Origin of the sequence: Methanobrevibacter sp. (genome assembly GCF_017539065.1) — an archaeon.
Taxonomy (GTDB): Archaea; Methanobacteriota; Methanobacteria; order Methanobacteriales; family Methanobacteriaceae; genus Methanocatella.
Genome location: NZ_JAFYHP010000024.1, coordinates 52,955 through 79,303, shown reverse-complemented (window position 1 = coordinate 79,303; position 26,349 = coordinate 52,955). Strand labels below are relative to the sequence as shown.

General features: G+C 34.9%; 21 protein-coding genes. 9 read left to right on the top strand and 12 right to left on the bottom strand.

Annotation, left to right across the window (positions count from 1 at the left end; genetic code table 11):
* The first annotated feature begins 120 nt into the window (after positions 1-120).
* Positions 121-1,095: a peptidoglycan-binding protein gene (locus IKS50_RS06465; RefSeq protein WP_292847167.1), complete on the top strand. Its 975-nt coding sequence runs from the start codon at positions 121-123 to the stop codon at positions 1,093-1,095.
* Between the two features lie 210 nt (positions 1,096-1,305).
* On the opposite strand, the gene IKS50_RS06460 is transcribed toward IKS50_RS06465, so the two are convergent.
* Positions 1,306-1,794, bottom strand: coding sequence for a hypothetical protein (locus tag IKS50_RS06460; protein ID WP_292847164.1), 489 nt, complete (start codon positions 1,792-1,794; stop codon positions 1,306-1,308).
* 250 nt (positions 1,795-2,044) lie between these two features.
* Here IKS50_RS06460 and IKS50_RS06455 point away from each other — a divergent pair, with 250 nt between their 5' ends.
* A complete protein-coding gene (locus IKS50_RS06455) occupies positions 2,045-5,020 on the top strand; it encodes an Ig-like domain repeat protein (RefSeq protein WP_292847161.1) in 2,976 nt (991 codons plus the stop codon).
* Positions 5,021-5,159: 139 nt separating this feature from the next.
* Positions 5,160-8,282 carry a hypothetical protein gene (locus IKS50_RS06450; RefSeq protein WP_292847158.1) on the top strand — a complete coding sequence of 1,041 codons (3,123 nt, stop codon included), beginning with the start codon at positions 5,160-5,162 and terminating at the stop codon, positions 8,280-8,282.
* Positions 8,283-8,649: 367 nt separating this feature from the next.
* Here the strand turns inward: IKS50_RS06450 and IKS50_RS06445 are convergent, their stop codons facing one another.
* The 8 genes from IKS50_RS06445 to IKS50_RS06410 form a co-directional block, all read right to left on the bottom strand.
* Entirely contained in the window at positions 8,650-11,286 is a 2,637-nt protein-coding gene (locus IKS50_RS06445) for a PEP/pyruvate-binding domain-containing protein (protein WP_292847155.1), read from the bottom strand.
* Positions 11,287-11,308: 22 nt separating this feature from the next.
* Positions 11,309-12,790 (bottom strand): glutamate synthase-related protein, encoded by a 1,482-nt coding sequence (locus IKS50_RS06440; RefSeq protein ID WP_292847152.1) that lies wholly within the window; start codon positions 12,788-12,790, stop codon positions 11,309-11,311.
* Positions 12,791-13,864 carry a Coenzyme F420 hydrogenase/dehydrogenase, beta subunit C-terminal domain gene (locus tag IKS50_RS06435; RefSeq protein WP_292847149.1) on the bottom strand — a complete coding sequence of 358 codons (1,074 nt, stop codon included), beginning with the start codon at positions 13,862-13,864 and terminating at the stop codon, positions 12,791-12,793.
* Positions 13,865-13,875: 11 nt separating this feature from the next.
* The gene (locus IKS50_RS06430) at positions 13,876-14,529 is read right to left on the bottom strand and encodes a tributyrin esterase (protein ID WP_292847147.1); all 654 of its coding nucleotides are present in this window, start codon (positions 14,527-14,529) and stop codon (positions 13,876-13,878) included.
* 15 nt (positions 14,530-14,544) lie between these two features.
* Entirely contained in the window at positions 14,545-15,462 is a 918-nt protein-coding gene (locus IKS50_RS06425) for a glutamine amidotransferase (RefSeq protein ID WP_292847145.1), read from the bottom strand.
* Positions 15,463-15,875: 413 nt separating this feature from the next.
* Entirely contained in the window at positions 15,876-17,213 is a 1,338-nt protein-coding gene (gene glnA / locus IKS50_RS06420; protein WP_292847142.1) for a type I glutamate--ammonia ligase, read from the bottom strand.
* 380 nt (positions 17,214-17,593) lie between these two features.
* Positions 17,594-18,385, bottom strand: a complete 792-nt coding sequence (locus tag IKS50_RS06415) for a hypothetical protein (protein ID WP_292847139.1) — start codon at positions 18,383-18,385, stop codon at positions 17,594-17,596.
* Between the two features lie 13 nt (positions 18,386-18,398).
* Entirely contained in the window at positions 18,399-18,584 is a 186-nt protein-coding gene (locus tag IKS50_RS06410; RefSeq protein WP_292847136.1) for a hypothetical protein, read from the bottom strand.
* 89 nt (positions 18,585-18,673) lie between these two features.
* Between IKS50_RS06410 and IKS50_RS06405 the strand changes: the two genes are divergently transcribed.
* The 3 genes from IKS50_RS06405 to IKS50_RS06395 all read left to right on the top strand — a co-directional run bounded on the left by IKS50_RS06405 (position 18,674) and on the right by IKS50_RS06395 (position 20,670).
* Positions 18,674-19,675: a M48 family metallopeptidase gene (locus IKS50_RS06405; protein WP_292847133.1), complete on the top strand. Its 1,002-nt coding sequence runs from the start codon at positions 18,674-18,676 to the stop codon at positions 19,673-19,675.
* A gap of 12 nt (positions 19,676-19,687) precedes the next feature.
* Positions 19,688-19,939 carry a transcriptional regulator gene (locus IKS50_RS06400; protein WP_292847130.1) on the top strand — a complete coding sequence of 84 codons (252 nt, stop codon included), beginning with the start codon at positions 19,688-19,690 and terminating at the stop codon, positions 19,937-19,939.
* 116 nt (positions 19,940-20,055) lie between these two features.
* Entirely contained in the window at positions 20,056-20,670 is a 615-nt protein-coding gene (locus tag IKS50_RS06395) for a vWA domain-containing protein (RefSeq protein WP_292847127.1), read from the top strand.
* On the opposite strand, the gene queC is transcribed toward IKS50_RS06395, so the two are convergent.
* Together queC and larC are read right to left on the bottom strand one after the other, a co-directional pair.
* Positions 20,667-21,329: a 7-cyano-7-deazaguanine synthase QueC gene (gene queC / locus IKS50_RS06390; protein WP_292847124.1), complete on the bottom strand. Its 663-nt coding sequence runs from the start codon at positions 21,327-21,329 to the stop codon at positions 20,667-20,669. The genes IKS50_RS06395 and queC overlap by 4 nt on opposite strands.
* Positions 21,326-22,495 carry a nickel pincer cofactor biosynthesis protein LarC gene (gene larC, locus IKS50_RS06385; RefSeq protein ID WP_292847121.1) on the bottom strand — a complete coding sequence of 390 codons (1,170 nt, stop codon included), beginning with the start codon at positions 22,493-22,495 and terminating at the stop codon, positions 21,326-21,328. The genes queC and larC overlap by 4 nt, the downstream gene beginning before the upstream one ends.
* 64 nt (positions 22,496-22,559) lie before the next feature.
* Here larC and IKS50_RS06380 point away from each other — a divergent pair, with 64 nt between their 5' ends.
* The 3 genes from IKS50_RS06380 to IKS50_RS06370 all read left to right on the top strand — a co-directional run bounded on the left by IKS50_RS06380 (position 22,560) and on the right by IKS50_RS06370 (position 25,197).
* Positions 22,560-23,636, top strand: a complete 1,077-nt coding sequence (locus IKS50_RS06380) for a phosphatidylglycerophosphatase A (RefSeq protein WP_292847118.1) — start codon at positions 22,560-22,562, stop codon at positions 23,634-23,636.
* Positions 23,637-23,638: 2 nt separating this feature from the next.
* A complete protein-coding gene (cobS, locus tag IKS50_RS06375) occupies positions 23,639-24,421 on the top strand; it encodes an adenosylcobinamide-GDP ribazoletransferase (RefSeq protein WP_292847115.1) in 783 nt (260 codons plus the stop codon).
* A gap of 236 nt (positions 24,422-24,657) precedes the next feature.
* Positions 24,658-25,197 carry a tRNA (cytidine(56)-2'-O)-methyltransferase gene (locus tag IKS50_RS06370; RefSeq protein ID WP_292847112.1) on the top strand — a complete coding sequence of 180 codons (540 nt, stop codon included), beginning with the start codon at positions 24,658-24,660 and terminating at the stop codon, positions 25,195-25,197.
* Here the strand turns inward: IKS50_RS06370 and IKS50_RS06365 are convergent.
* Entirely contained in the window at positions 25,194-26,288 is a 1,095-nt protein-coding gene (locus IKS50_RS06365; protein WP_292847109.1) for a DUF763 domain-containing protein, read from the bottom strand. The two genes, IKS50_RS06370 and IKS50_RS06365, sit on opposite strands and share 4 nt — an antisense overlap.
* Positions 26,289-26,349: the final 61 nt, after the last annotated feature.

Here is a 26,349-nt window from a genome sequence, read left to right as displayed (position 1 = left end):
TTATATTTTTTTTAATGAATATAATCCATTTCTTGTTCTAAAAAGCATTTATCATAAAATACTTGTTTTTTTTAAGAATTATGAAACTTTTTAATAAAATTCTATTTTTCGAGATTCATTATGGATGGTAAATTACTATTTATAGTCCCAAACACTAATCCGATTAATGCAACTTATGCAGGTAACGGAACATGGTGGGCAGTATATACATTTGATGATTATGGAGAATATGAAGTCAATGCAACATTTGAGGGATTGGATAATGTAACAATCAACAATGCAACAATAACTGTTGACAAGCTTAAAACAGAATTATCAGCAACTGCTATTACTACAACATACAACATCAACAAAGACTTAGTAATTACATTAAAAGACAGCACAGGCAAAGCATTAACTGGTGTTAAAGTCACTGTTGATTTAAACGGCGCTAAAGAATACACAACTGACAAGAACGGTCAGGTTAAAATATCCACAAAAGGTTTAGCTCCTAAAACTTACAATGCTAAAATAACATTCAACGGCGAGACTAACTATGATAAATCAACCAAAGATGTTAAAGTTACTGTTAAAAAGGCAACTCCTAAAATAACAGCCAAAAAGAAAACCTTTAAAAAATCTGTTAAAACCAAAAAATACACAATAACATTAAAAGATAATGCCGGTAAACCAATCAAGAATGCTAAAGTAACCTTGAAAGTCAAAGGCAAAACCTACAAAGCAAAAACCAACTCCAAAGGCAAAGCCACCTTCAAGATTACCAAACTAAACAAGAAAGGAACCTTTAAAGCAGTCATCAAATACAAAGGAAACAAATACTACAAAAAACTAACCAAGAAAGTCAAAATCAATGTTATTGTTAGTTTCAAAACAGTATCTAAAGGCAGCAAAGACAAATCAACCGTCAAGGAAATACAACAAGTCCTAAAAGACAACGGTTACTACATCTCCTATAGAGGACATTACCTTAAAGTCGACGGAAAATACAACTCCTGCACAGTCAGATCAGTTAAAGAATTCCAAAACGACAAAGGACTAAAAGTAACAGGTAAAGTTGATGAAAAGACTGCCATAAAATTAGGTATAATTAACTAAGAAAGTTAAAAAGTAATTGCTTCGGCAGTTACTTACTTTTTTTTATTTTTTCAACTCAATTCAGTCTTTTTTTTTAATCATGACTATTTGCACTATTTTTTTAGTGATTTTATCTAAAGTAATGATTCATTACTCTTTTTTATTATTTTATATTAAAATATTAGTCGGTACAAGCTAAAACCTGTTTTAAGCATTAATCCACAACTTTCTTTAATATTTTGACCACTGATAAGCTATTCTGGGGGATTTGTCTCTGACATAGATGGTTCCACATTTTTTAAAACCATTTTTTTCAATTTGTTTTTGCATGATTAAATTGTTTTCATGGGTGTCTATTCGTATATTGTTGGATATGCTTTTACAGTAATCCGCTACACACTTAAAAATGCCATGTACCTTGCCGTCACTCGCTATCCTATGCACAGTTACATATGATTCATCATTAAGCCACTGGCCATCCTCTATGTATTGGTATGTCGGTTCAACATTGTCAAAAAGTGCAAATACTCCATGGACACACTCATCATCATAAATCAAATGACAAACTTCATTGGCAATATCGTCCCGGATCAAATCTTCACTGGGATATGAATGTCCCCATTGGTCCGGATTGCCTGATGCAATCATAAAATCTTGTGCAGCATGATAAATGCTCATAATTACACTTAAATCATCGTGTTTTGCTTTTCTGACATGCATATTATTATTTATTTCAATTCATCAGATATAAAATTTAATTCTAACGTTTTGTTAAAGCCGATTTTTCATCATATGTTAACAAACTTTTTTCCTAAATCCTATAAAATCAAGGGCAATATTTAATTAGAGGATTGAATAAAAATTATAACGGTTTTTAAAATAAGAGTAATTTTAATAATACATCTTAGGCGGTGTTAAAATAGGTTATAAAAAAATAATATTTATAACATTATTCTTACTGTTTTTCTTAATGATTGGTGCAGTTAGTGCGGCAAGCGATGTCAATGTGACTGCATTGGGTTCTGATTTAGCGGACAATACAATCACACAACATCTGGATGCAGTTGAGGATAATGCTACTGAAAAATCAATTAGTGATGACAACAAGCAAGAAAGTGAAAATGCTTTAAAAATGGGGGCAGATACTCCTGATAATGTATTAAAGGACAGTGGAACTACTACTGTAAACAATTGGGGGGAACTTGAGTCTGCCATTAACGATGGGGCTGTGATTGAACTCTCGGGGGATGATGTCTACTATGCTGAGGGGTCAGGAATTTCTATTGATTCAGGAACAGTGACAATTGACGGTAAGGGACACACAATTGATGCTCAAAGACTAAATTCCCATATATTTGAGATTAATAATGGCGCTACCTTAAAACTGGAAAACCTCATTCTCAAAAATGCGCTCAATAATCTTGATGTTGATGGTGGAGCAATCTATAATGACCAAGGTACATTAACGGTAATAAACTGTACATTCACCAACAACACTGCAACAACCGAAATGGGAGGAGCAATCTATAATTATGAGGGTACCTTGAAAATAGTCAATTCACGATTTGAAAAAAATTCAAAGTATGACAGGGCAATCTATAATTATGGTACAGAAGATGATTCTTTTAGATTGACCATAATAAACACCACAATGGTAGAGGATAAGGTTGCCGTTAATCTTGATGATAATGAAAGAAGGCTTGATGATAAAAGGGACATTGATTTATTGACTACTGAGGTTAATGCTTATATTCAGGAGACAATTTATAACGGAACTCCTGTTTTTATTAGTGTTAGTGGAATAGATGAGGATTTCACCGGCAGCATAACCGTAAATATAACAAATACAATATATAATACCAATGTTGATGTCGCAAAGGGCAAAGGCAACACTACCATGAATTTGGATATTAACAGGTACACGGCCAGATTTAAAAATTTCATTTCCGTTGATGAAAAAGCTTTTGACAGGGAGGATACCAAACCTTATCTGGAAATAAACTTCAGAATCATATGCGATGGATCATTAAGTGCTTTGGAAGATTTGATAAGCAAATCAACAGATAATGTAACCTTAAATCAGGATTACATATTTAATACGGCATGCGATGCTCCTGGAGGAATAAAAATTTCCAGTAAAGAATTGACCATTAATGGTAATGGTCACAGCGTTAAAGCGAGCAATATGGATGACGGGGCAATATTCTACATAGAAAACGAAGCAGATGTGAGGATGGTAAACATAACACTAGAAGGAGGTCATGCCGTCTCAGCATCCCACCTCAAAGAACAAACACGAATGGGCGGAGCAATCTATGTTGCCAACAGTAATTTAACAATAATTAACTGCACATTCAAAGACAACGAGGCAAAAGACGGATTTGGAGGTGCAATATATGGGCATTATTCTAATTTAGATATAATCCGCTCTAATTTTATAAATAACGATGCTGCAAATGGTAAAATTCTTTGTATTTGGGGAGGAAATGCAAATATCTTAAACAGTAATGTTAATCAGGAAGATGTCCATAGTGAATTCGATCAGGATAATGAAATATTGGGGCCAATTGCAATTTTCAATGACCTCAATGCAACACTTTACATTCCTAATTATGTTAAAGGCAATGAAACATTATTTAACATAACACAACCTGAGAATCTTAATGCTGCTGCAAGTTTAACTATAAACAATGACCCAAAAGGCAACATCCAAATTACAAACGGTCATGCGAGTGCAAACCTAAATCTTGATTTTGGTTCATATGTCGCAACAATAACAACTCCTGACATTGTATATTACACTGATTCCAGCAGGAACCTTACCTGCACATGCCTCTCAGCAACCACAACAAGTAATGAATTCAAAGTCTTAAGAAAGGTTGATGTCGAATTGACTGTTAAGAATATTGCCTATGGTGAAAATGAAACAATAACCGCCAATATTGATGCAGAAGGTAACGTGACAATCATATTGGATGGTAGAACCATTGAAGACGGGTTGGTTATTGATAATAACGAAATCAGATATGCCATTCCAAAACACTACTTGAATGCAGGCAAGCACACGATTGAAGTAAGATATAACGGCGATACTTATGTTTGCAACTGTTCAAAGAGTGCTGAATTCACAGTAAACAAAATAAACTCATCATTAACTGTTAGTGATGTTGTTTTGGATTATGGTATGTCCATTATCGTTTCCGTATCTGCTGAAGGCGCTTCAGGCATTTCTGCTAAGATTGACAATAATAACGTCAAGGTCAATGGGTTTAATGTTCCGGTTTCTGGTTTAAAAGCTGGTGTTCATTCATTGACTGTAACTACCAAGCCTGATGAAAACCACACTGCAGTTACCAAAACAGTTACAATAACAGTCAATATGATTGCTTCCACATTATCCGCTTCTCCAGTGGCTACTGTCTACAATGGAGGCGAATATATTGTTGCAACTTTAAAAGATAATGCTGGAAAAGCAATTAGTGGCGTTAAAGTAGAAATCAGGCTAAATGGAATAATTTATAACAAAAACACTGATAAAAACGGTAAAGTCAAATTGTCTACAGACGGTTTGGCTCCAAAAACATACTCAGCTACAATTTCCTTTGCAGGAAATGCCAATTATGTTAAGTCCACTAAAACTGTCAGTGTTAAAGTTACTAAAGCCACTCCAAAACTGACCGCATCTAAAAAAACTTTCAAAAAATCTGTCAAAATCAAAAAATATAAAGTTGCCCTAAAAACAAATCAGAACAAGGTAATAAAAAGCAAATGGGTTACTTTGAAAGTCAACAAAAAGACCTACAAAGTCAAAACCAACAGTAAAGGTCAGGCAACCTTCAAGATTACAAACTTGAAGAAAAAAGGCACTTCCAACGCAGTAGTTAAGTATGCGGGAGATAAATACTACAACTCAAAAACTGTAAACACAAAAATAACCGTTAAATAGATGTTTCACCAACATCTATTCATTTTTTTAAAATTTCTCCAAAATATTTTTTCTGAATTTGATCATCGCATCGAAAAGAATATGTAAACATATTAAATATAATATATATTGACTAAAAGTTTGGTGAGATGATACTTTTATGTTAAACAAGAAATTTATGGTGCTTGCAATATTCTTCATAGCTTTGGTCGCAATCTCTGCTGTTGGTGCAGCTGAAGATACTGGAGATGTTGCTTCTATAGAAAGCGATACGCAAACAAACGAAATAACAAAAGATATATCGACAGGTGAAATGCAAGGCGATGCTTTGGAAGCATCCGCAAATGATGAAAGCGAAAATGCATTGGCTGCGTCAGATGATGGGCAAGTCTTGACTGGCGGGTCAAACTGTTTTGTAAACGGTAGTTATACTGGTGATAATGAATGGGGAACTGAAGATAACCCATATAAATCTTTAAAAAATGCTTTATATGACAAAGAAGGTCAAAGTATTAGGGAAGATGGAGATATAATCCATATTGCTGCTGGAACATATAGTGGTGAAGCAAATATAGGTTTAATTATTGACAAGAAGCTGACTCTTCAGAGTTGGGGGCCTGGTCAAGTAATATTTGATGCACAGAATGAATGTGGAATATTAACTATTGAAGCTGATGAGTTTAATGTTACAGAAATAACATTCACCAATGCGTTTAATACTTATTTTGGAGGAGCACTCTCCTTTACCAATGGTTTGAAAAATAGTCATATTGGAGGGGCTTTTATTGAGAACTCTGCCCCAATCGGAGGCGCAATATATGTTAACGGGGATGTGGAAAACTCTTTAATTTCTGCATGGTTCTGCAACAATACTGCAAGTGCCTTTACTGAAGGAGGATCAGATTTTGAGTATTTAATGGGTTCTGGTGGAGCCATATTCGTTTTTGGAAATATAAAGGATTCCTTTATTGACGGCGACTTTACACATAATGTCGCTGACATGTTTGGTGGTGCCATATTTGCCATGGAAGGCATCATAAGCACTAATCTTACAAGCAGTGATTTCAAGATTAACTCTGCATTGTTGGGCGGTGCAATATATGCTCCTTTTATGATTCATGACAATATCAAAGGCGATTATGTAAATAACACTGCTTTGGCGGGCGGCGCTATCTTTACAAACGTTGTTAACAATACCAAAATAGATTCTAATTTCACAAACAATACTGTAGATAGTGCTCTTGCATCTGATTATCCGGAAATCATAAATGAGAATTTAGGATATCTTAGTGAATATCTTGATCCTCAAATTGTTGAATCTGTCCAGCAATTTATGGAGGGATACAGTGTTAATCCTTGTTTAGGTGGTGCAATAAGCATTGTTGGAATTTTAGAAAATTCCAATATCGCTGGAGAATTTACAAATAACCTCGGCGCAGAATTGGGAGGTGCCGTTTGTGCTCTTGGACTTGTTAACAGATCTGATATTTCTAGCCAGTTCTCACTTAACAGTGCAGAATTGGGAGGTGCACTATGGCTTCAGGTTGTAGAATATTCCAATATCGCAGGTTATTTCATGTATAACTCCGCTGTGCAAGGGGGCGCAATATGTATTGGTGAAGTGTTGGAAGATTCCAATGTTTCCGGTTATTTTGCCAACAACACCGCTAAGGTGGGCGGCGCAATAAATGCGCCATGTTTGTTCTATTCAAATGTTTCCGGTTATTTTGCCAACAACACTGCCGGCATGGGTGGTGCGATTTTCGCATTTTCCATGGACAATACAGAAATACTCGCTAATTTTGTAAATAATGTCGCAAAAAGCGAAGAAGAGTTGAGTATGGAAGATTATGGAATAGTGGATTATTCCGGACAAGGCGGTTTCGGTGGTGCATTATGTGTTATTGGAACCATGCAGAATGTTGTTTTCACCGGCGATTTTGTAAAGAACCACGCTATAGAGGGCGGTGCAATATTTGCCGATTCAGTGAAAATGGAAAGCACTAGGTCAGGGCCAGTGCCTATGACAAATAATGCATTCAACTCTAATTTCGTTGGCAATGTTGCTTATAAAGGCGCTGCAATCTTCATTTCCGCCACATCATTGCAAAATAAATTCAATTCAAATTTCATCAATAACTATGCTCTTGAAGATGGAATTATTTATCTTAATAATGTAAGTGTAGAAGATTCAATATTCCATTGCCTATTCATGAATAACACGGCCACAATTTCTGTTATCCATATTGAAAATGCAGAAGGTACAAACATAACCAACAACATTTTCCTAAATCCTCTCAGGGCTTATGACATTTCCCACAATGGTGGAAGCGATTCTAAATTAAGCGTTAATGATAACTGGTTTGGACATAATGCAACCAATTATAAGGTTTTCCCAAAGATAAACGGTACTGTCGAATGCAACACATGGTTATTCCTAAGTGCTGCAGCTAATCCTACTTCAGTTTCATATCTTGGAAATTCTAACATTGTCTTTAATCTATTTGTTTACAATAAAGTTACCGGTTCATCTAATAAGAAGTTTGATTCTTCTCTTTTAGAACCTGTTAATTTAACAATAACTTCAACAAACGGCAAAGTCAATAAGAATGTTGTTTATTTCGGAGATGTTGTCAAGTTCTCTTCAAATGGTAAAAAAGGCAGTGTAACAGCATTGATAGGAAATGCTTTTGATACTGTTGTGATAAGTTGCTTGCCTAGAATATCATCTAATGATTTGGAAATGGATTACTTGGGAAATAATTATAAAATCCAAGTCTTCGATGAGGATGGAAATCCTGTTGTAGGCGAAATTGTAAAAATAAATGTACATACCATAACATACCCTATAAAAACAGATAAGAACGGTTATGCGACATTGCCAATCAGGTTAATGCCAAACACTTATGTCATTACTTCAACATATAAGGGAGCTACAAATAAAAACACCCTCAAGGTCAAAAATACTTTAAAAGCTGAAAAGTCATTTAAAGTTAAAATGTCTGATACTAAATTTGTATTAAAAGCAACCCTCAAATGGAGTAATGGAAAAGCAATTGTGGGCAAAAAGGTTTCATTTAAAGTTAAAGGTAAAAAATTCACTGTAAAAACCAACAAAAATGGAATAGCAAAAATTAAACTATCTGTAAAGATTGTTAATCAAAAAATACTAAAACTCACTTTTAAAAAGAAGAATGTTCTTCTCAAAGTTGGTAAGAAATATAACATGAAGGTTATTTACAGAAATGAAACTGTTAAATCAAAAGTGATAGTTAATAAGTAATTGCTTCGGCAGTTACTTCCTTTTTTTTATTTTTTCCAGACCAAAAAACCCATCGGATTATTCATTATATCTTCAATATTTCACTATTTCTTGGATTGAAAATTTAAAATATTGGCCGTTCATTTAAGTATTTCAATCAGGCATTCGAGGGACCCTTACTTTTGCAGGTTCATATGGATTAAAAAAAAGTATGTGAAAAACGACCCTATAATGTCAAATAGGGCCATTGATCACATTTTGTCATACGTTTCTTTTATTTGAAGAATCTTTTTGTGCAAAAGAATTATTACAAATAAAAAGGCATATGTCCCACCCTGCCGCCCTAAATAATGGAATGCCGTCCATTATAATCGTGTTTCAAACCTAATTATTTGAAGATACACAGTGTTTCGTCTTTATTCATGTCATGATACAATTCTGCCTTATTCTCATCGAAGTCTATGACCTGTATCATTTGATATATCTCCTCATTCAAGTTAGGATTTATATCTTTCAGGATATTCGGATAATCGTAAATCATATCCCTGTTGAATTCTAGCTTTTTCTCATTTTCAAACAGTGCTCCGTAGTATATTTCCGCTTCCACCAAATCCTGGAACATGTGGCTTCCGAAGGATAGTTCAGGCATGTAACCGACTTCACTGTAGGCTTCTTCCAGAATTGCAGTGAAATGGCTGATGTCAGCAAACACCACTGGAATACCTAATTCTGGAGAAGAGGTACCTATTCTTCCAGGAACAATCAGGATTGCGGTTTTGTCATTATCCTTACAATAAGTGTTCACATCACTAATTATCCGAGGTATTGAACTTTTTTGAGCATAAGGATACTCATAATACTTATGAGGATCAACATAACAGATTGTGTCTATTGTGTTCTTTCTTGACATGCCCATTGAAGATTCCTTGATATGGAAGAAAACATTTTTATCTTCAGGCATTTCAATAGATTCGTTGTTAGTTGAAACTTGAAGAGGACGACATTGCAGTAGGTTTATATTAAATGAATCCTCTCCAAAATTAACGGTATATTCAATATCTACCGGGTAATCATATGCGGTCTGCAGGGTATTTAGAATCTCTTTCATCTCATCAATGAAATCCTGATTCTTTACGATTCCCTCACAGTTGACGAATACCACTTCGCGGCGTTGTCCGCGTTCACGGAACATTCTCTCAACTTCACGGTCATGTTCAACTAAAACTTTTTTGGAATATCTTGGAATTATCTCTAAACCTTCATCGACAGGAATGTCATGCAAACTGATATTCTTTAAATCGATTACATCCAGATAATGTTGGGAATATCTGTGCTTTTCTTTCATGTCCTTCACTAGAGTCACTTCGGGCTTGTCAAGATTTATGATTCTAGGATAGTCTTTTTTTGTCCTGTCAACAGCTTTTGTACCAAGACCCATTACAAGTCTCAACATACCTTTGCTGTTGTCCATATCCGGAAGAGGGGAATATGGACTGTATGAAAATCCTACGCCAGCAGCTGTCGGGAAGAGATAGTCCCCATGATAGGAGCCTGAAACTCTTTGAACTAATAATGCCATTTGTTCATCAGTATCGTCTAATCCATTTAATTTCCTATATTCCAAAGCAGAAATGTTCATGGTACTTGAATAGACGGTTTTCACCGCTTCTTCAAATGCAGCTAAACGCTCTTCAAGGGAACCTCTGTTTACACAGAACACTGATTCGTATTTTCCTGCAAATGCATTTCCATAACCGTCTTCAAGGAAACTACTTGACCGAACGATAATAGGATTTTGCCCGAAATAGTCCAGTATATGTATAAAATCTTTTTTAGTCTGGTCTGAGAAGGTACCGTTCTTAAGAGCTTCCTCTAACTCCTTACCATATTTGTAGTAACCTTCGGGTGTTCTTTGCTTTACCCTAATGTCCCACAAGTCATTTGAAACGATGTATGTGTAAAATAAATCTGATCCGATGTAAAATGAATCGTCAGGTTCAAAGTTTTTGTATATTTCAGGACGATCCTTTTCAATAATCTTTCTTGCAAGCAGCATTCCGCATGTCTTACCACCTACCAATCCGCTGCCTACACGGCGGTCATAGATTGTGATATAATCCTCAAAGGTGAAGTATTCCTTGATTTTAGAAAGCATCTTTTCATCTTTCGTCATCATCAGTTCACAAATCTTATCGCACTCGTCATCGACGTTGCCACCATCTTCATACTTCATTCTGACCTGAAGCATATATCTTTCCCAACTGTCTAAAGTCCGTCCGTCCTGATATTTGTCTGAATTGATGGTCTTATAGTATTTGCTGACCTCTTGGCCATCCTGCAGGACTTTGACAAAGCCGGTTCTAGGGTTGAATTTGTGCCCTAAAAACATGGTTTGGGAATATCTGTTCCATACTTTCAATGGGGAGACGTAAACCTCTTCCGGGGAATTTGAGTATACATTCAGGAATAGCTGTGTGGTCTCACGTATCTTGGCTATAGCATCATATGAATGTCTTCCACGAATGATCGGGAAATATGCTACGGTATCCAGTTGGAATAAAAACGGACAGGTAACCTTAAAGAAATTACCCATCATCAAGTCTGTTGACCAAACAGCCTGAAGGTCACTTAAGCAGTCGAAGACATAGAATGCGTCAAAGCCTTCCTTTTCTATAATTCTGTGAACTTCCAAAGTAAATGTTTCGAACTGGTTGTATGGATTCACCTGATAAATCTTAATCCCGTCACGTTCTATCATACAGAATTCAGTGTCAGGATTCTTCTGTTCTTTTTCAAGCAATTTAAAATCCTTTTCAGTCATTTCTATTAATGGAGGATGATTAGCAAATCGAATGTATATCAAGTTCCTGTTATCCTCTTTTGCTTGTTTCACATATGGATTGACAAAGTAAGAAAATTCATTTAAATTTGTAACATTCCATACTACATTATCTCCTAAACGGATATTATCCAGAGCTTCATCAAGCCCAGGGATTCCTGATTTAATTCTATCGAATGCGGCCATAATAATATCTCCTAATTTTTATTTAATTTCTCACCATTGGCACTCCAGTTAATTGTGAAGCTTCCATAGTTAATGCAACTAAATCTTGACGTTCAAGTTTTTCTATATCGGTATTTCCTGCTTGTTGGGTTAAGGCAGTAACTTCCTGAGTCATTGCTTCAATATAATTTGCAACTTGCTCTCCTTTTCTTATAGGGTCTAACCTTCTTCTAAGCACTCTTTCCTGTGTTGCAATTCCTTTAGGACAGGTACCTTCAGAACAGGTTTGACAGACTTTACAACCTATTGAGATTAATGCGGATGTAGCAATGTATACCGCATCTGCACCTAAAGCTATCGCTTTTGCAACATCAGATCCGGATCTTATTCCTCCAGCAGCCACAAGGCTTACTTCACTTCTTAAATTAATGTCTTTAAGAGCGTCATCCGCTTTTACAATTGCTTCTATTGTAGGAATACCTGCATGTTCTGTAACTGCCTCAGGTCCTGCACCGGTTCCTCCCTGCATACCATCGACTACAATTATGTCTGCACCTGCTTTTGCTGCGATTTTTACATCCTGTTCCACTCTACCGGATGCAAATTTCACAATAATAGGTATCTTCCAGTCAGTGATTTCCCTTAACTGATTGATTTTCATACCTAAATCCTCAGGTCCAACAATATCCATATGTCTTGCAGGGCTTAATGCTGAGGTTCCTTCTGGGATATTACGGACTCTAGCCACTTCAGCAGTTACTTTATGGGAAAGTAAATGTCCTCCCATACCGGATTTTGCACCTTGACCTATTTTTATTTCAACAGCTTCTGCACTGTTCAGATAACTGGCTGAAACTCCAAAACGGCCTGATGCATACTGGGCAATTAGTTTGTCAGCATAATGCCTTTCTTCGGGAAGCATTCCTCCTTCACCGGTATTGGTTATTGTACCTACTTTACTGCTTCCTATAGCTAGTGCTATTTTTGCTTCTTTACTTATTGCACCAAAGGACATTGCCCCAATCATAATAGGGGTGTCTATCTCAATCGGATTTTCTGCAAATCTGTCTCCAAGCACTACTGAAGTTTTACATGGTTCCCTGTATGAATCTATTGGAGGCCTTGAAACTTGTGCAGGCAATATGCTTAAATCGTCAAATGTTGGGATTTTCCTAGTCATTCCGCAACCGCGCACTTTATATGATCCGGTTTGACTTTTACGTTTGATTTCAACCATTGTTGAATTTGACCATATTCCTCTTCCTTCATCAGCAAGAGGCCTAACGTATATTGCGTGTGTTGGACACATTTCTTCACATATTTTACATCCTACGCAGTTTTCCTGATGAATTGGATAAGGTTCATCATTTATTACTTCATATACGTCGTGAGGGCAGTTTGAATAACAGCTGTAACAGTTTTTACATGCGGATTTTTTAGGATTGTCACATAAATACCAGCAACAGCCAGGCCTGTCATTGCTCTGTTTACATATTTCTGATTTTCTTTCAACAGTGAATGGCATCTAATCTACCCCCTCTTTAATGTCTCTTAATGGTTTGAATACCGGACAAACGGAATATTTTGTTCCTCCAGATTTTACAACCTCATCAATATCGCTTGTTATCTTTGCATAAGGTTTCCAAGCCAGATAATCTTCTTTATCAACAATAAGTGCATCTGTTACAATATCATTAGTCAATAGATAGTCTAGCAATGTTGTAACGATGGAACCGTCTTGACCTTGAGTATGTTTTAAGGATTTAACAGTCAGCACTTTTATATAATCGCCAATCGCTTTTGAATTGTCATTTCGTAAATCTTCAGGTATGAATGTTCTTGGACAGACTGTAAAGCAGGCATGACAATCTGGAGGGCATTCGCCTTTCATTCTTGGTTTTGTGTCATCGATTGTAATCAAGTCATCTGGACATGCATATTCGCATGCTCCGCAGAGCACACATACTCCAACATCAATAACATTTGCTTTTAAATCTAAGAAATTAGACTCTGAAATTTCCCTATTGATTGAATCATCTGATTTTTCCCTTTGGTATAGGACAGGCCTAGCAAAGAATTCTCTTTTTTCAATGTTTTCCAGATTTTTGTTTATTTTGTTCTCCGCAAGTCTATTCAGTAAATTGAATTGTGTTTGTGAAAAATCTTTAGCTTCAATGAATTTTTGTTCTATTGCTCCATTGACTATTTCCTCGCCTTTTTCAGTTCTGATGATTAATGTTGACCAACCGTCTTCGGATCCTATGGAACCTATTGAAATATCAGATGTTTCTGAGGTTAATTCAACACATATGTTACAGTTTTTCCTGATTATCCTTTTAGCCACGGATAAAGGTATTTTGACTGTTTCTTTTGTTTTCAATAATAGGAATACAAATCCTTTATCAATTTGGAATTTTTCAATGTCCTCCATTTTCAAATCATACTCTTTTAAGAGATTTCCAAAGTATTTGTATGAAAAATTTTCCATACAAAATAAGCCCAGTTTAACATCAATAGGGCTATCTGTATAATATTGTAGTTTGGATGCTGCCATAATTTCACATGGTGTTCCAACCATAGCAATTCTATGTTCACTCATTTTTTCAGCCCCTATTGTATATTAACGATTTTATTAAAATTTGTATAATCTTCATCACTTAGTTCAAAGCCATATTCTGTTAAAACTTCTTTTAACTCTTCTTGATCTTGTGAAGTGAGTTCTTCCATCATAGCGTTTTTCCCTAAGCTTTTCACATCTCCAAGAACATATATGGTTCCCCTCATAATTGATTCGCCGACATCATCGGTTACATCACCTAGTATGATGAGTCTTCCGCCCATCATAAGCAGCCCGGTCATGTATCCACTGTTTCCGCCAATTATTACGGTTCCGCCTTTCATGATTTCTCCAGTTCTTGAACCTGCACTTCCTTTCACTATTACTGTTCCACCATAGATTCCTTGTCCTGCGCCGTCACCTGCTGTGCCCTCAATAATCAGTTCGCCTTCTGTCATATTATCCCCAGCAAACCATCCGGCATTTCCGTTGATGTGTATCTTTGGTCCGTTAACCATTGTTCCAACAAAATAACCCACAGAACCATTGATTTCTATGTTCACGTCTTCGCTTAGGCCTGCACAGATGTTGTGTTTGGATTCAGGATAATTAATAATGAGTTTATCGTGACGGGGAGCCTGTTCTTTTATAGTGCGGTTTAATGCTTTCTCTTCCATATTTTTTGCAAAAATAAAGTATTCTTCCATAGATAAAACCCCTTATTAGATGGTGTAAGCTCTTGTTTCTCCTGGAGCTATTTGTTCTATTTCATTTGAATCGACAACATTATGCAATGCCATTTCTTCTGAAGCAATTGCAAAGATTTCATCAGTCTCCACCATTACTCCCGGCCTAAGACCAAGTTTATCCTTTGCAATACCGATACCATTAGGTGTTCCAACTAATATTGAAAAAGGACCATCCAAATCGATTACCGCCTGATCCAATGCTTCTTCTAATTTATAGCCTTGGTCAAGTTTATCAGCCATATAATGAACAATACATTCTGTATCATTAAATGATTCAAAAACGTGTCCTTTTCTTTCTAATGGATCTCTTATTTTCCAGTAATTAGTGATTTGGCCATTGTGCACTACAGTTATATCAGGTATGATGTAGCTTTGATATGGATGTGCATGATAACGGTCCACACCACTTTCTGTTGCAAAACGAGTATGTCCTATTCCATGTGTTCCGACTCTACTTGTAACGTCAAACCTTTCTGCAATGTCTTTTACTTTTCCCACATCCTTTATCATTTCAAATGAATGTGAACCGTTGATGACCCTTACATTTTCTAATTCATCTATTTCTTTTATACATGGTTTTAAAAGAGAATACTCATCCAATGCTATATTGCATTTATATACGTCTGAGTCGCCTACTGACTCGATTAATTGTTCTTCGAATATTGGACTAATTTGATTTAATAATGATTTTAAATTGTCCAATGCTCCTCTTTTCCTTTTTACTTCAATGTTTAATTGATAATGATTTTTAGGAAAATCTAAACTACCGTAGATTGCATAACCTGCTGAATCCGGTCCTCTGTGTTGTAGGGATTCTAACATTGATGTTAATGCTTTTCCTACAAGGTGAGTTTTTTTATCTTTGTATATTACACCTGCTATTCCACACATTTTTTCTCCTCCAAATAAAATAATCGGTGAATACACGTATTTTCAAGTTAATTCAAAACAAATTATAATCAATAAATTAAGTTGATCTTATTTTAAATCTGATATCTTTAGTTTTATCTCATCATATGCCTTATAAATCTAATAATTCTAAATTACCACATGCCTTAAAATAATAATCATAAAAATTGATTCTAAACTTATTATATGCCTTTAATAAGTACTAATAATTCTAAAATTACACCATATGCCCTTAAATGTTAATTCTAAAATTTCAAAAAATATTTAACTTCAATATACATATATTCATCACGTTTTGACTTCATTTTTTTAATTTTCAAAACCTCCATACATTTAAGATTAATTGGTGGCCGAAATTTTATTTGACCACCAATAATATTCAATAAAGGAATAATCTACACATTTAAGTATTCATCTCTTTCGTAATCGAATACTTGTACTCTATAAGCATCCCATTCAGCTCTTTTGATGCTGTAGAATTGATTAAATACTTTTTCTCCAAGAGCATTTTTAACAACATCGTCTTGCTCTAATGAATGGTATGCTTCCCATAAACTTGTTGGTAAATTACCGATTCCCCTTGCCTCGATTTCTTCTTCAGAAAGTGCGAATAGGTTTTCTTCAGTTGGTTCACCAGGGTCGATTTTATTATCCATACCGTCTAAACCTGCTTCAAGTAATACTGCAAATGCTAAGTATGGGTTACATGAAGGGTCAGCTGACCTACATTCAATTCTTGTACCTAATCCACGAGATGCAGGAATTCTTAATAATGTTGATCTGTTTTTAAAACCGTAAGCAATGTAACATGGTGCTTCGTAACCTGGTACTAAACGTTTATAAGAGTTAACAGTTGGGGATAAAATTGCTGATAAAGCTGGAGCATGTTTTAATAATCCTCCAATGAAGTATAAAGCTTCTTGTGATATTTGATTTTCAGTATCAGGGTCATAGAAAATATTTTTTCCATCTTTGAATAAACTTTGATTACAGTGCATTCCACTACCGTTAATTCCTAAGAATGGTTTTGGCATGAATGTTGCTTTAAAACCTAATTTATTAACTAATGCTTTAACAGCTTCTTTAAATGTTATAACAGCGTCAGCAGTTTTTAAAGCATCTGCATATTTAAAATCAACTTCGTGTTGTCCTGCTGCTACTTCGTGGTGACTTACTTCAACATTGAAATCTAATTTTTCTAAACCTAATACGATTTCCCTTCTAATATCAGTTCCTTGATCTAAAGGTTCTACATCAAAGTATTCAGCTTCATCTGCAGGGATGTAATTTCCATCTTCATCTTTTGTTATAATGAAAAATTCTGGTTCAGGACCCATATTAAATTGGTATCCTCTTTTTTCTGCTAATTCAAGGGATTTTTTAAGTATTCCCCTTGGATCTCCGTCATATGGTTTTCCTTCTGTAGTGAAAATATCACATATAAATCTACTAGTACCTTTTACTTCAGGTCTCCATGGGATTGTTGAGAAGGTGTCGATATCTGGTTTTGCAAGCAAATCACTATCATTAATTGAAGCTAATCCAGCTATTGAGGATCCGTCAAATAATAATCCATCATTTACTATGTCCTCAACGTCGTCCGCTTTTTTAAGCGGTACTGCCATACTTTTTGGCAATCCATGTATATCTGAGAGTTCTAATTTCAAAAATTTTATATCGTTTTCTTCGATAGTTTTTATTATTTGGTCTAATTTTTTATCTTTTTCTGACATTTTCTCACATCATTTTTTGTGTATATTATCCATTTAGTTGAATAATGTGTAAATTGGAAAACCATTTTGACTAAATGAATTTAGTAAAATACATAGTCGGAAGGAATGTTCCTTCCGACTAATAATTTATTATTATTGATATATAAATGTTTTGAATATAACAAAAAATATAAAATGAATTAACATTGCCTTTTCTTTATTTTTCACTTGTTTTCATGTAATTTTTGTAAAAATAGTTATTTGCACACGTTAAATGTTTATCAAGTAAAAAAATTTAATATTAATTAAAAATAAGAATGATCTACTAAAATCAAAAAGTTAAATAAAATATACATTAATTAAAGAGGAAGATAGAGTTTGAACTCTATCTGGAATATTTCTCATACTCCGCCAGGAATTGTGTATTTATCATTTACGCCATAGAATATTCCATTGCCTTTGTGTTTTTCACTAACGTGAGATAAGGCATTATTGAAGATTATATTAAGTAATTTGTACCCGTCTTTATCAATAAAATCACATAATATGGAGTTATTTTCTCTTAATTTCAGAACATCCTTTTCCATGTTAAAACAAGCTCCATAAATTATTTGTGAAGAGTTTTCTTCAATGGATTCGGGAGGATATTTTTCGGTTAAATCTTGTGACTTTAGGTATTTTTGGAAATTGCCCCATTCTTTTTGAAGTTCTTTTCCTTCTCTAGTGAATTTGCCGTTTACTAAAATGTCTTTGTAATCTTTAGATGTATAGTCATTTTCATTTTCAATAGCAGTTTTAAATTCCATGAAGCCTTCTCCAAATTTATTTGCTATTGCGGAATTTTTACTTTGCTTTAACATATCTTTTAAGTTGAATTTCTTATTTTTATTCATTGCTTTTAAAAGTTTAATTACTAAGAATTCAGATGTTTTTAATTCCCCTTTATTGGCAATTCTAAGGGTAATGTTTTTCATAACTTCTAAATCGGTTTCGGTTAGTTTTTTTCCCACACTGTGTGATTTTTCCCAATTGATTTCACATTTAATCTGGTCTTTTTTAATTAAATCTAATATTGTAAGTGATAGGGAATTTATGAGAATTTCATGTTTGTTAAACCTTTTGTTAACGAATAATGTTGAAACAATGGGGTATGCATCATTGCTTGGGGGATTTCTAATATTTCCATCAGGCATTTTAAACCTCGCATTATTCTTTTTTGGAGTGTTTTAAGGATTCCAGATAACATTCACGGATTTCTTCAGCTAGTTCATCGTTTCCTTCAATGATAGGTCCTGTGTAATCGCAATCCTTGCAGACACATTGGGACCAATTTTGCGGAATAATCCAGTCAACGTTTCTAGAACCACATCTAGGACAAATCTTGTGCATCATAATTATCACCATTATTTGTTATTATTATAATGGTATTTAATCATTATATTAAAAAAGTTTTTATACACAAAGTGTTAATAAAATATAGTATGGCAAAAAATGATAGAAGTGGCGTAAATCCATTTACTGGAAAATCACATTTTGATATGGTAAACGACGATAAGTTTCTTCAACAATCATATAATGAATATTATGCATTGATTAATCGAGTACAACTCTTAGATAATACTCAAAATGGACAAATAGTTAGAAATGTGGCTATTAAATTAATTCAGGCTGTTGAAAATTATTTGTCTAAGATTGGCAGGCTCGATTATGTTGAAAATTATTATGATTGGGATGTTCATTTAGTTGCTGATAATACTGTAAATGCTTTTTGTATGCCTGGAGGCAAAATTGTAATGTTTTCAGGTATTTTATCAGTTGCTAACACTGAAGAAAAAATTGCATTTATTTTAGGTCATGAAATGGCTCACGCACTTCTTGATCATGCAAGAACAAGAATTAGTGCTCAAAATGCTCAAAATGCTCTAACTTCCGCCGCATGGGTTGGCAGTATTGCTATGGACTTATTTGGCCTTGGAGCGCTTGGGTCTTTAACAAGAGCGGCCACCAATGTTGCAAGTGCAGGGTCTCAGTTTTTACTAATTAATCCATGGGGAAGGGATCAAGAACTTGAAGCCGACAGATTAGGCATGATGATAATTCATTGGGCAGGTTATGATATTTCTCATATTCCAGCGTTTTGGGAGGCAATGTCTGCTAAAAATTCGAATGAACATGATTTTTTCTCAACACACCCTGCAGATTCAAAAAGAATTGCTGCCATGAATGATTTGATTATTGAAATAGAAAATCAAACTGATTTCTATTCTCAACCGGTTATAGGAAAGACTTCAAAACCTAAAGATGGACCTGAAACAGCAGACAATATTAAGCACTGTCAGCAATGCGGTGCGCCTATGTCAAGCGAAGATCAATTCTGCAGGAATTGCGGAGCTAAATTTGAAGGGGAGCTAAAATGCAGCAAATGCGGTGCCGCCATTAATAAGGGAGATGCATTCTGCATGAACTGTGGCAATAAAATTTAAGGGGGATAATATATGGATGATGATTTAGTTAAATATATTAATAAATCAAGTTACAGATCTCGTGCTTTAAAGGCAATTGGGGAGGATGTAAAAATTCCTAAGGAGATTGCCAGGGATAGCGGTATTTTACAAAGCCATATATCAAATGTTTTAAGAGATTTAAAAGAAAAAAATGTTGTTGAATGCCTAAATCCCAACATGAGAAAAGGACGTCTTTATAGATTGTCTGATGAAGGTTTAGAAATCCTTGACCAAATTAAATAACTTCTTTTTCATTATTTTTTCCACATCACCAAAACCTTTAAATACTATTAGATGTTAATATATTGTGTGTAAGTTATACACAACTTATAAACATAAAATTAACAGGAAGTGAAAGAATGAAAGAGACACCATCAAGTGAAAATTTGGATTTGATATTTGTAATGGACCGCAGTGGATCAATGGGCGGTTCAGAAGAGGATACCATCGGAGGATTTAACTCATTCATTCAAAGAGAAAAAGACAAAAACCTAAACACTCATGTAACCACAATCCTTTTCGATGACCAATACGAAGTGTTATACAAAAGAAAACCAATTAATGAAGTATCTAAACTCACAGGAGAGGAATACTGGGTAAGAGGATGCACTGCGCTTTTAGACGCAATAGGAAAAACAATCAACACTCTTGACAAAGAAATTGATAACAAAGTCCTATTTGTCATAATGACTGACGGAATGGAAAATTCTTCTCGCGAATTTTCAAAAGAACAAATTAGAAGTTTAATCGCTAATCACAATTGGGAATTCATCTACATCGGAGCAGATATTGATTCATACTCCGAAGCAGGACACATTGGAATTAAAAAGTCTCGTATAGCCAATTATAGAAAAACAAAAGAAGGATTCGAAGATGTCTTCACATCTGTTTCAGATGCCACTGATCATTTGAGATCCAACTGCAATCTAGAAGAGTCCGGCTGGAATAAACGTCTTAGAAAATATGATGATTAATCATATTTCATTCCCATTTTTTTAAATGCTCGTTTCCGCCTCATACAACTTTCGCAAACACCGCAGGGTTCAGCCTCTCCTTTATAGCAAGAATAACTCAAATCAATTGGAGCACCAATTTCAACACCTAATTCAACAATCTCCTCTTTGTTTAAATCAATACATGGTGCTTCAATTCTTATTTTTTCAGGTGAACCTACAGCAATTAAATCATTAAATTCATTTAAATATTCTTTTGAATTGTCCGGAAAGGTAGTGCCCTCCTCACCGTTCCAACCGACAATTATTATCTCAGCATCAATACTTTCAGCATATGAAAGCGCAATTGATGTAAAAACAGTATTTCTGGCAGGAACCCAAACATTGCTTGCAGTTTCACTGCTTTTGTCTAAATTGTCCAAGTCCTCTTCACTGATTACAGGAATCTCATCATCAGTGTTAAGGCTGGAATCGCTTATTTCTGCAAGCCATGGAAGGTCAATCACTTCATGGGTCCAACCCATTTTTTTGCAGATATTTTTAGAAGCATTTAATTCCTGTTCAAATGCTTTTTGACCATAATTAAATGTTATCGCATGAATTTCATAGTCTTTGTCATATACTGATGTTGCAACAGTACAGTCAAGGCCTCCTGAAAGAACGGAAATGGCTTTTTTCATAGGATCAACTCTTTAACTTCTTTTAAAGGAAGTCCGCTATCCTGAGCAATTCTTTTTAAATCTTCATATTCCGGCCTTTTGGATATGATTTCGCCGTTAACATAACCTATTTTGAATGTTACTTCGTAATCCTTGCCATTAATATTGAATGTTTTCTTTTCAAATTCCTTTTTAGAGATTCCTCTGTGGATGTTTGGGGCAATCCTGATGCCTAAACTGCCGGTTTCTTTAAAAATAGTGTCTAAAATGACATCCCTTTTGTCTTTTTTTGAAATGACTTTTAAAAGACTGCCTTGGCGGTTTTTCTTCATTATTATGGGTGTAATGGATATGTCCCTTGCACCCGCATCGAGTAGGACATCAAACAGATAACCGATTTCCTCACCGGTCAAATGGTCAATATTTGTTTCAATAACATCTATTTCGTCACTTTCACAGATATCCGAACTTTCAATTATTCTTAAGACATTCGGGTGGTCAAAGTCTCTTTTACCCGCGCCATAACCTACTTTTTTAGCCTTTATCATTGGAATGAACTCTTTTATTTCATCACACAATTCCATATAAATCGCACATCCAGTAGGGGTTGCAAGTTCACTATCAACAGGTCCTCCAATCATATTTGCCTCTTTTAAAATCTCAACAGTTGCAGGCACAGGAACAGGAATTGTTCCATGGGAGGTCTCAACCCTTCCTCCTCCGACAGATATTGGAAGGCCAATTGTTTTTTGATTGTCATAACCTAAACTGAAGTAGGCATAAACAGAACCTATCACATCAGCTACCGCATCGCTGGCCCCAACTTCATGAAAATGAACTTCCTCTAATTTTTTTCCATGAACTTTAGCTTCAGCTTCAGCTATCCTTTTGAATATGTTGATTGAAGTGGCTTTTATATTGCCATCCAATTTTAATTCTTCAATTTTTAAGATGAAATCTTTAAAGTTGATTGGGGGGTTGTTTTCCAGCATTTCAACATTACAAAATGTTGATTCTATTCCATGTTTCTTGGTTTTATTGAATTCTACATTGACTTCTCCAAATTCTTTGGCTGATGCTTCCATTACTTCTTTTAATCTGTCAGCATCTGCACCCAAATCAACAAATGCGCCAATTAGCATATTTCCGGCTATTCCACTACCTTGTGGATCAATAATTATTGTCATAATGATAAGTCCTTTTTACTAGTATAATATAACTTTAAATTAAATAATTAATATATATTATCACATGAAATTCAATGTCATCAAAAAAGATTATGGGATTTGCATAAATAATCCAAATCATTTTTTAGCATTCAGTGATTTTACTGTAAGTGATGGAATCGACATTGTTGAAAATGTTAATATTGTAAAGGCTAAAAATGATTTTAAAGCCACAGCAAAAAAAGCGGAGGTTTTTAACAGGCTGAAAGGTTCATATATTGCACAGGCAACAGAATCTCTAGATTATTTTTCAAATACTTATGATGATTTAACTATTTTTACATTCATGGCAAATGATGTCGTTGTTGAAGATTTCACAGAACATTTGCAAGTTGCAAATTCCCCTAAAGGATTTGGTGATGCCAGAATCAATTTAAGTCATGTGATTTACATTGATAAAGTAATTTCCCCAAAAGATTTGCTCAGATTATTTAAATTAATTACTAGTGTCAAATCTAAAGTATTGGCCAATATGGCTTTGCCGCTACATATTCAAAATATTTTAAATACTGATGATTTTTTAGCTGTTTTGGGTAATGTTCCTGAAAGTGGCGAGGAATCTTTAGACATCAACAATGCGGAATATGATGATATTGATTTTGATGATTTTAAAATAAGAATTTCAGAAGCTATTGAAATTAGTTTGGAAGATGCATTTGAAAAGCTTAGCTTGACATTCGGTATTCTTGATTACTTTGTTGCTGAAGGAATACAAATTGGAGATTTGGTTGATGCCGGAATGGAGCTTGTTGAGGGTGTTGAAGTAACCGAAGAGCTAAAAGACAAAATGAAGGCACAAATTCTAAAATCCCTAACTGACATCAATGTCATTTCACTCCTGGTGGCTGCAATGAGAACAGAGCAAGACTTGACATGTAATAGAATACGCGAAGTGGATGTTAGTGATGACCCTGCTCATCTCTACACTGATGAAGTATTGGGATTAGCTATTTCAAACCAAATCGCAGGAACCAAAGCCGCATTTAATTTTAAAAGATATGATGAAGCAAAACCGGGAATAATTTATGGATTGCCTCCAATGCTTGATGATATTTTCGCCGGTTTGATTGCAGGATGCATGTCTAAGATATTTGAGGAATAATTATGGAAGAAGATAACTATTTTGAAGATGAGGAGTTTTCCCCAATAAAATCAATTTTAGGACTTTTGACATTTTCAACAATCTTGCCAATTAAGGTATACACTTCAATTGAGTATATGACTAAATTAACTTGGGTGTGGCCGTTTTTACACATTTTTGTTGGAATTTTAGCAGCACTTTGTGGTTATATTTCATTAGAGATTCTGCATTTAAATTCATTTTTCACAGCAACTATCGTCTATGCATTCTTAATGATAATAACAGGTTACAATCACTTGGATGGAGTAATGGACATGGCCGATGGGGTGATGGTTCATGGAGAGCCTGAAAGAAAGATTATGGTCATGAAAGACTCATCCGTCGGCGCAGGAGGTATGGCAACACTGTTTATAGTTGCAAGCCTAACAATTGCCGGATTTTACAATATTCTTGATTATCATTTTATAATGGGCATTATTATTTGTGAAATGACTGCAAAAACATCATTGCTTACTACTGCACTGTTATCAAAACCTTTAACTCCTGGAATTGGAAGTTACTTTATAAAAGAAACTAATCCTGCCAATTATTTCGCTTCAACTGTAATCATTGCAATGATTGCATATCTTATAGGAGGATTGGTCGGCATTTGTGGAGTTTTGGGCGCCATTGTATCTGGAATTTTAATAGCAACTATTGCAAGGCGCAATTTTGTCCTTGCCAATGGGGATGTTTTAGGTATGAGTAATGAGGTAGGACGTTTATTCTCATTATTGTTCATGGCAGTTGCGTTATTTTTCATTTAACTAAATTTAACAATTTAAAATCAATATTGAAGTTGTTTTATACATTAGTTTAAATAATAAGTGGTTTAATCTAGTAGTGATGAGATTTACCACTGTTTAGATGTGTTTTTCTTAATATTTAGTTTTCAGTATAAAATAAAATCATTTACATTACCGCATGTTTGCCTCCACTAAAGAAAAAGTGGTTTTTCTCATCAAATTTATATATTTTTAAGGATAATAATTAACTGATTAGTATGAATGTTAATGTTTTAAGATTAGACCATAGATTAAAAAGAGATACTCGTATTACAACTCATGTATGCTTAACCGCACGCGCATTTGGAGCAAGCAAAATATACTTGGCCGGAGAACGTGATAATCGTTTAATGGAAAATGTGAGAGACACTGCTTCAAGATTTGGTGGAAATTTTGAAATTGAATACGCTGAAAGTTACATGGGTGTCATTAACAAGTGGAAAGCAGATGGGGGTAAAGTAGTGCATTTGACAATGTATGGTACACAAGCCCATGAAACAGCACCAGAAATCCGAGATGATGGATCAGATATTTTAATTATTGTCGGAGGTTCTAAAGTTCCTGGTAAAGTCTATAAGGCTGCTGATTGGAATGTATCAGTAACAACACAACCCCACTCAGAAGTATCTTCACTTGCCGTATTCCAGCACTTGTTGATGGACGGCAAGGAGTTTGATTTGGAATTTGAAAATCCAGTGCTTGAGGTTATTCCGACCGCACATGGTAAAACAGTTAACATTCATGATGAGAATCGCTAGGAAATGAAGTCATCCAGCCTTTTGATGGCTTTTAACTTTTCATCTTTTTTTATTCTTGCCTGATCAATCGCATCGCGCATTGTTTGAATCGAATTGTCATATACCTCTTTATCAACAGGATATGGAAAACCGTCTTTTCCGCCATGTGTAAAGCTATATTTTACAGGGTCTTTCCAACTTGCAGGTTCACCATAAACCAAATCGGAGATTAATGCAAGAGCCCTTATTTTTTTAGGCCCGATTCCCTTTAATAAAATTAATTCTTCATAGTTTTCAGGCTGTATTTCCCATGCCTTGGTCAGCACTTCAAATTCCTTATCGGAAATGTCCATGTCCAGAACTGGGTGATGAGCGGGCATTGAAAAGTCTTCTAAAAGCATTTGGTTATCTTTTCTTTTAAAATATTGTCTTAAATGATTTGGATTATCATTAATTAAATCGACACTTATTTTTTGAGCTTCTGTACTGTCTTTTGAAGACATGTTTAGGGTATTGGGGGTTTTTGAATCACATGATATTCCGCTATGTGGATCATTTAACAGTTTATCAACTTCACTGCCCAACCAATGGTATCGGCGGGCATACTTGTTTTCAGTGTTTAAACCTTGTTGGACAACAGCCCAATCTCCTTTTTCCGTAACAAAGAAGTTATGTTGGTATAGAGTGTATCCATCCTGAATGCATGAATTATCAATTTTGGCGGATAATTTGCTTGTTTCAACTAACTTTTCAGTTGTTTTTGTTTTCAGATTGAACAATTCCCCTGCGTGTTCAATGCTTAGTGGTGTTCTTCTTGATTTTGCACCTTTTCCTCCAGCTACATAAATACCATGCTCTTCGGGAGACAATGATTCCCTTAAGGCGCCTAATGTTGTTGTGGTTGTTCCTGAGGAATGCCAATCAAATCCCAAAACACAGGAAAACGCTTGAAACCAGTAAGGATTAGAGATACGATTTAAAAACTCTTCCAAACTGTATTCTTCAATGATTACTGAAGTCAACGCCCCTGATAATTTAACCATTCTTGAAAACAGCCATCTTGGAGGATGGCCTCCATGAAGGGGTAAATTAACTGCTCCTCTTCTTTGCATGAAATATAATTATATTTATTATAAATATTAGGTTTTTAGTGAGAGCATTTGATAAGTAATT

Coding starts and splice junctions, on each gene's coding strand:
- IKS50_RS06465 (WP_292847167.1), top strand. CDS start 121: ATGGATGGTAAATTACTATTTATAGTCCCAAACACTAATCCGATTAAT.
- IKS50_RS06460 (WP_292847164.1), bottom strand. CDS start 1,794: ATGCATGTCAGAAAAGCAAAACACGATGATTTAAGTGTAATTATGAGC.
- IKS50_RS06455 (WP_292847161.1), top strand. CDS start 2,045: ATGATTGGTGCAGTTAGTGCGGCAAGCGATGTCAATGTGACTGCATTG.
- IKS50_RS06450 (WP_292847158.1), top strand. CDS start 5,160: ATGTTAAACAAGAAATTTATGGTGCTTGCAATATTCTTCATAGCTTTG.
- IKS50_RS06445 (WP_292847155.1), bottom strand. CDS start 11,286: ATGGCCGCATTCGATAGAATTAAATCAGGAATCCCTGGGCTTGATGAA.
- IKS50_RS06440 (WP_292847152.1), bottom strand. CDS start 12,790: ATGCCATTCACTGTTGAAAGAAAATCAGAAATATGTAAACAGAGCAAT.
- IKS50_RS06435 (WP_292847149.1), bottom strand. CDS start 13,864: ATGAGTGAACATAGAATTGCTATGGTTGGAACACCATGTGAAATTATG.
- IKS50_RS06430 (WP_292847147.1), bottom strand. CDS start 14,529: ATGGAAGAATACTTTATTTTTGCAAAAAATATGGAAGAGAAAGCATTA.
- IKS50_RS06425 (WP_292847145.1), bottom strand. CDS start 15,462: ATGTGTGGAATAGCAGGTGTAATATACAAAGATAAAAAAACTCACCTT.
- glnA (WP_292847142.1), bottom strand. CDS start 17,213: ATGTCAGAAAAAGATAAAAAATTAGACCAAATAATAAAAACTATCGAA.
- IKS50_RS06415 (WP_292847139.1), bottom strand. CDS start 18,385: ATGCCTGATGGAAATATTAGAAATCCCCCAAGCAATGATGCATACCCC.
- IKS50_RS06410 (WP_292847136.1), bottom strand. CDS start 18,584: ATGATGCACAAGATTTGTCCTAGATGTGGTTCTAGAAACGTTGACTGG.
- IKS50_RS06405 (WP_292847133.1), top strand. CDS start 18,674: ATGGCAAAAAATGATAGAAGTGGCGTAAATCCATTTACTGGAAAATCA.
- IKS50_RS06400 (WP_292847130.1), top strand. CDS start 19,688: ATGGATGATGATTTAGTTAAATATATTAATAAATCAAGTTACAGATCT.
- IKS50_RS06395 (WP_292847127.1), top strand. CDS start 20,056: ATGAAAGAGACACCATCAAGTGAAAATTTGGATTTGATATTTGTAATG.
- queC (WP_292847124.1), bottom strand. CDS start 21,329: ATGAAAAAAGCCATTTCCGTTCTTTCAGGAGGCCTTGACTGTACTGTT.
- larC (WP_292847121.1), bottom strand. CDS start 22,495: ATGACAATAATTATTGATCCACAAGGTAGTGGAATAGCCGGAAATATG.
- IKS50_RS06380 (WP_292847118.1), top strand. CDS start 22,560: ATGAAATTCAATGTCATCAAAAAAGATTATGGGATTTGCATAAATAAT.
- cobS (WP_292847115.1), top strand. CDS start 23,639: ATGGAAGAAGATAACTATTTTGAAGATGAGGAGTTTTCCCCAATAAAA.
- IKS50_RS06370 (WP_292847112.1), top strand. CDS start 24,658: ATGAATGTTAATGTTTTAAGATTAGACCATAGATTAAAAAGAGATACT.
- IKS50_RS06365 (WP_292847109.1), bottom strand. CDS start 26,288: ATGCAAAGAAGAGGAGCAGTTAATTTACCCCTTCATGGAGGCCATCCT.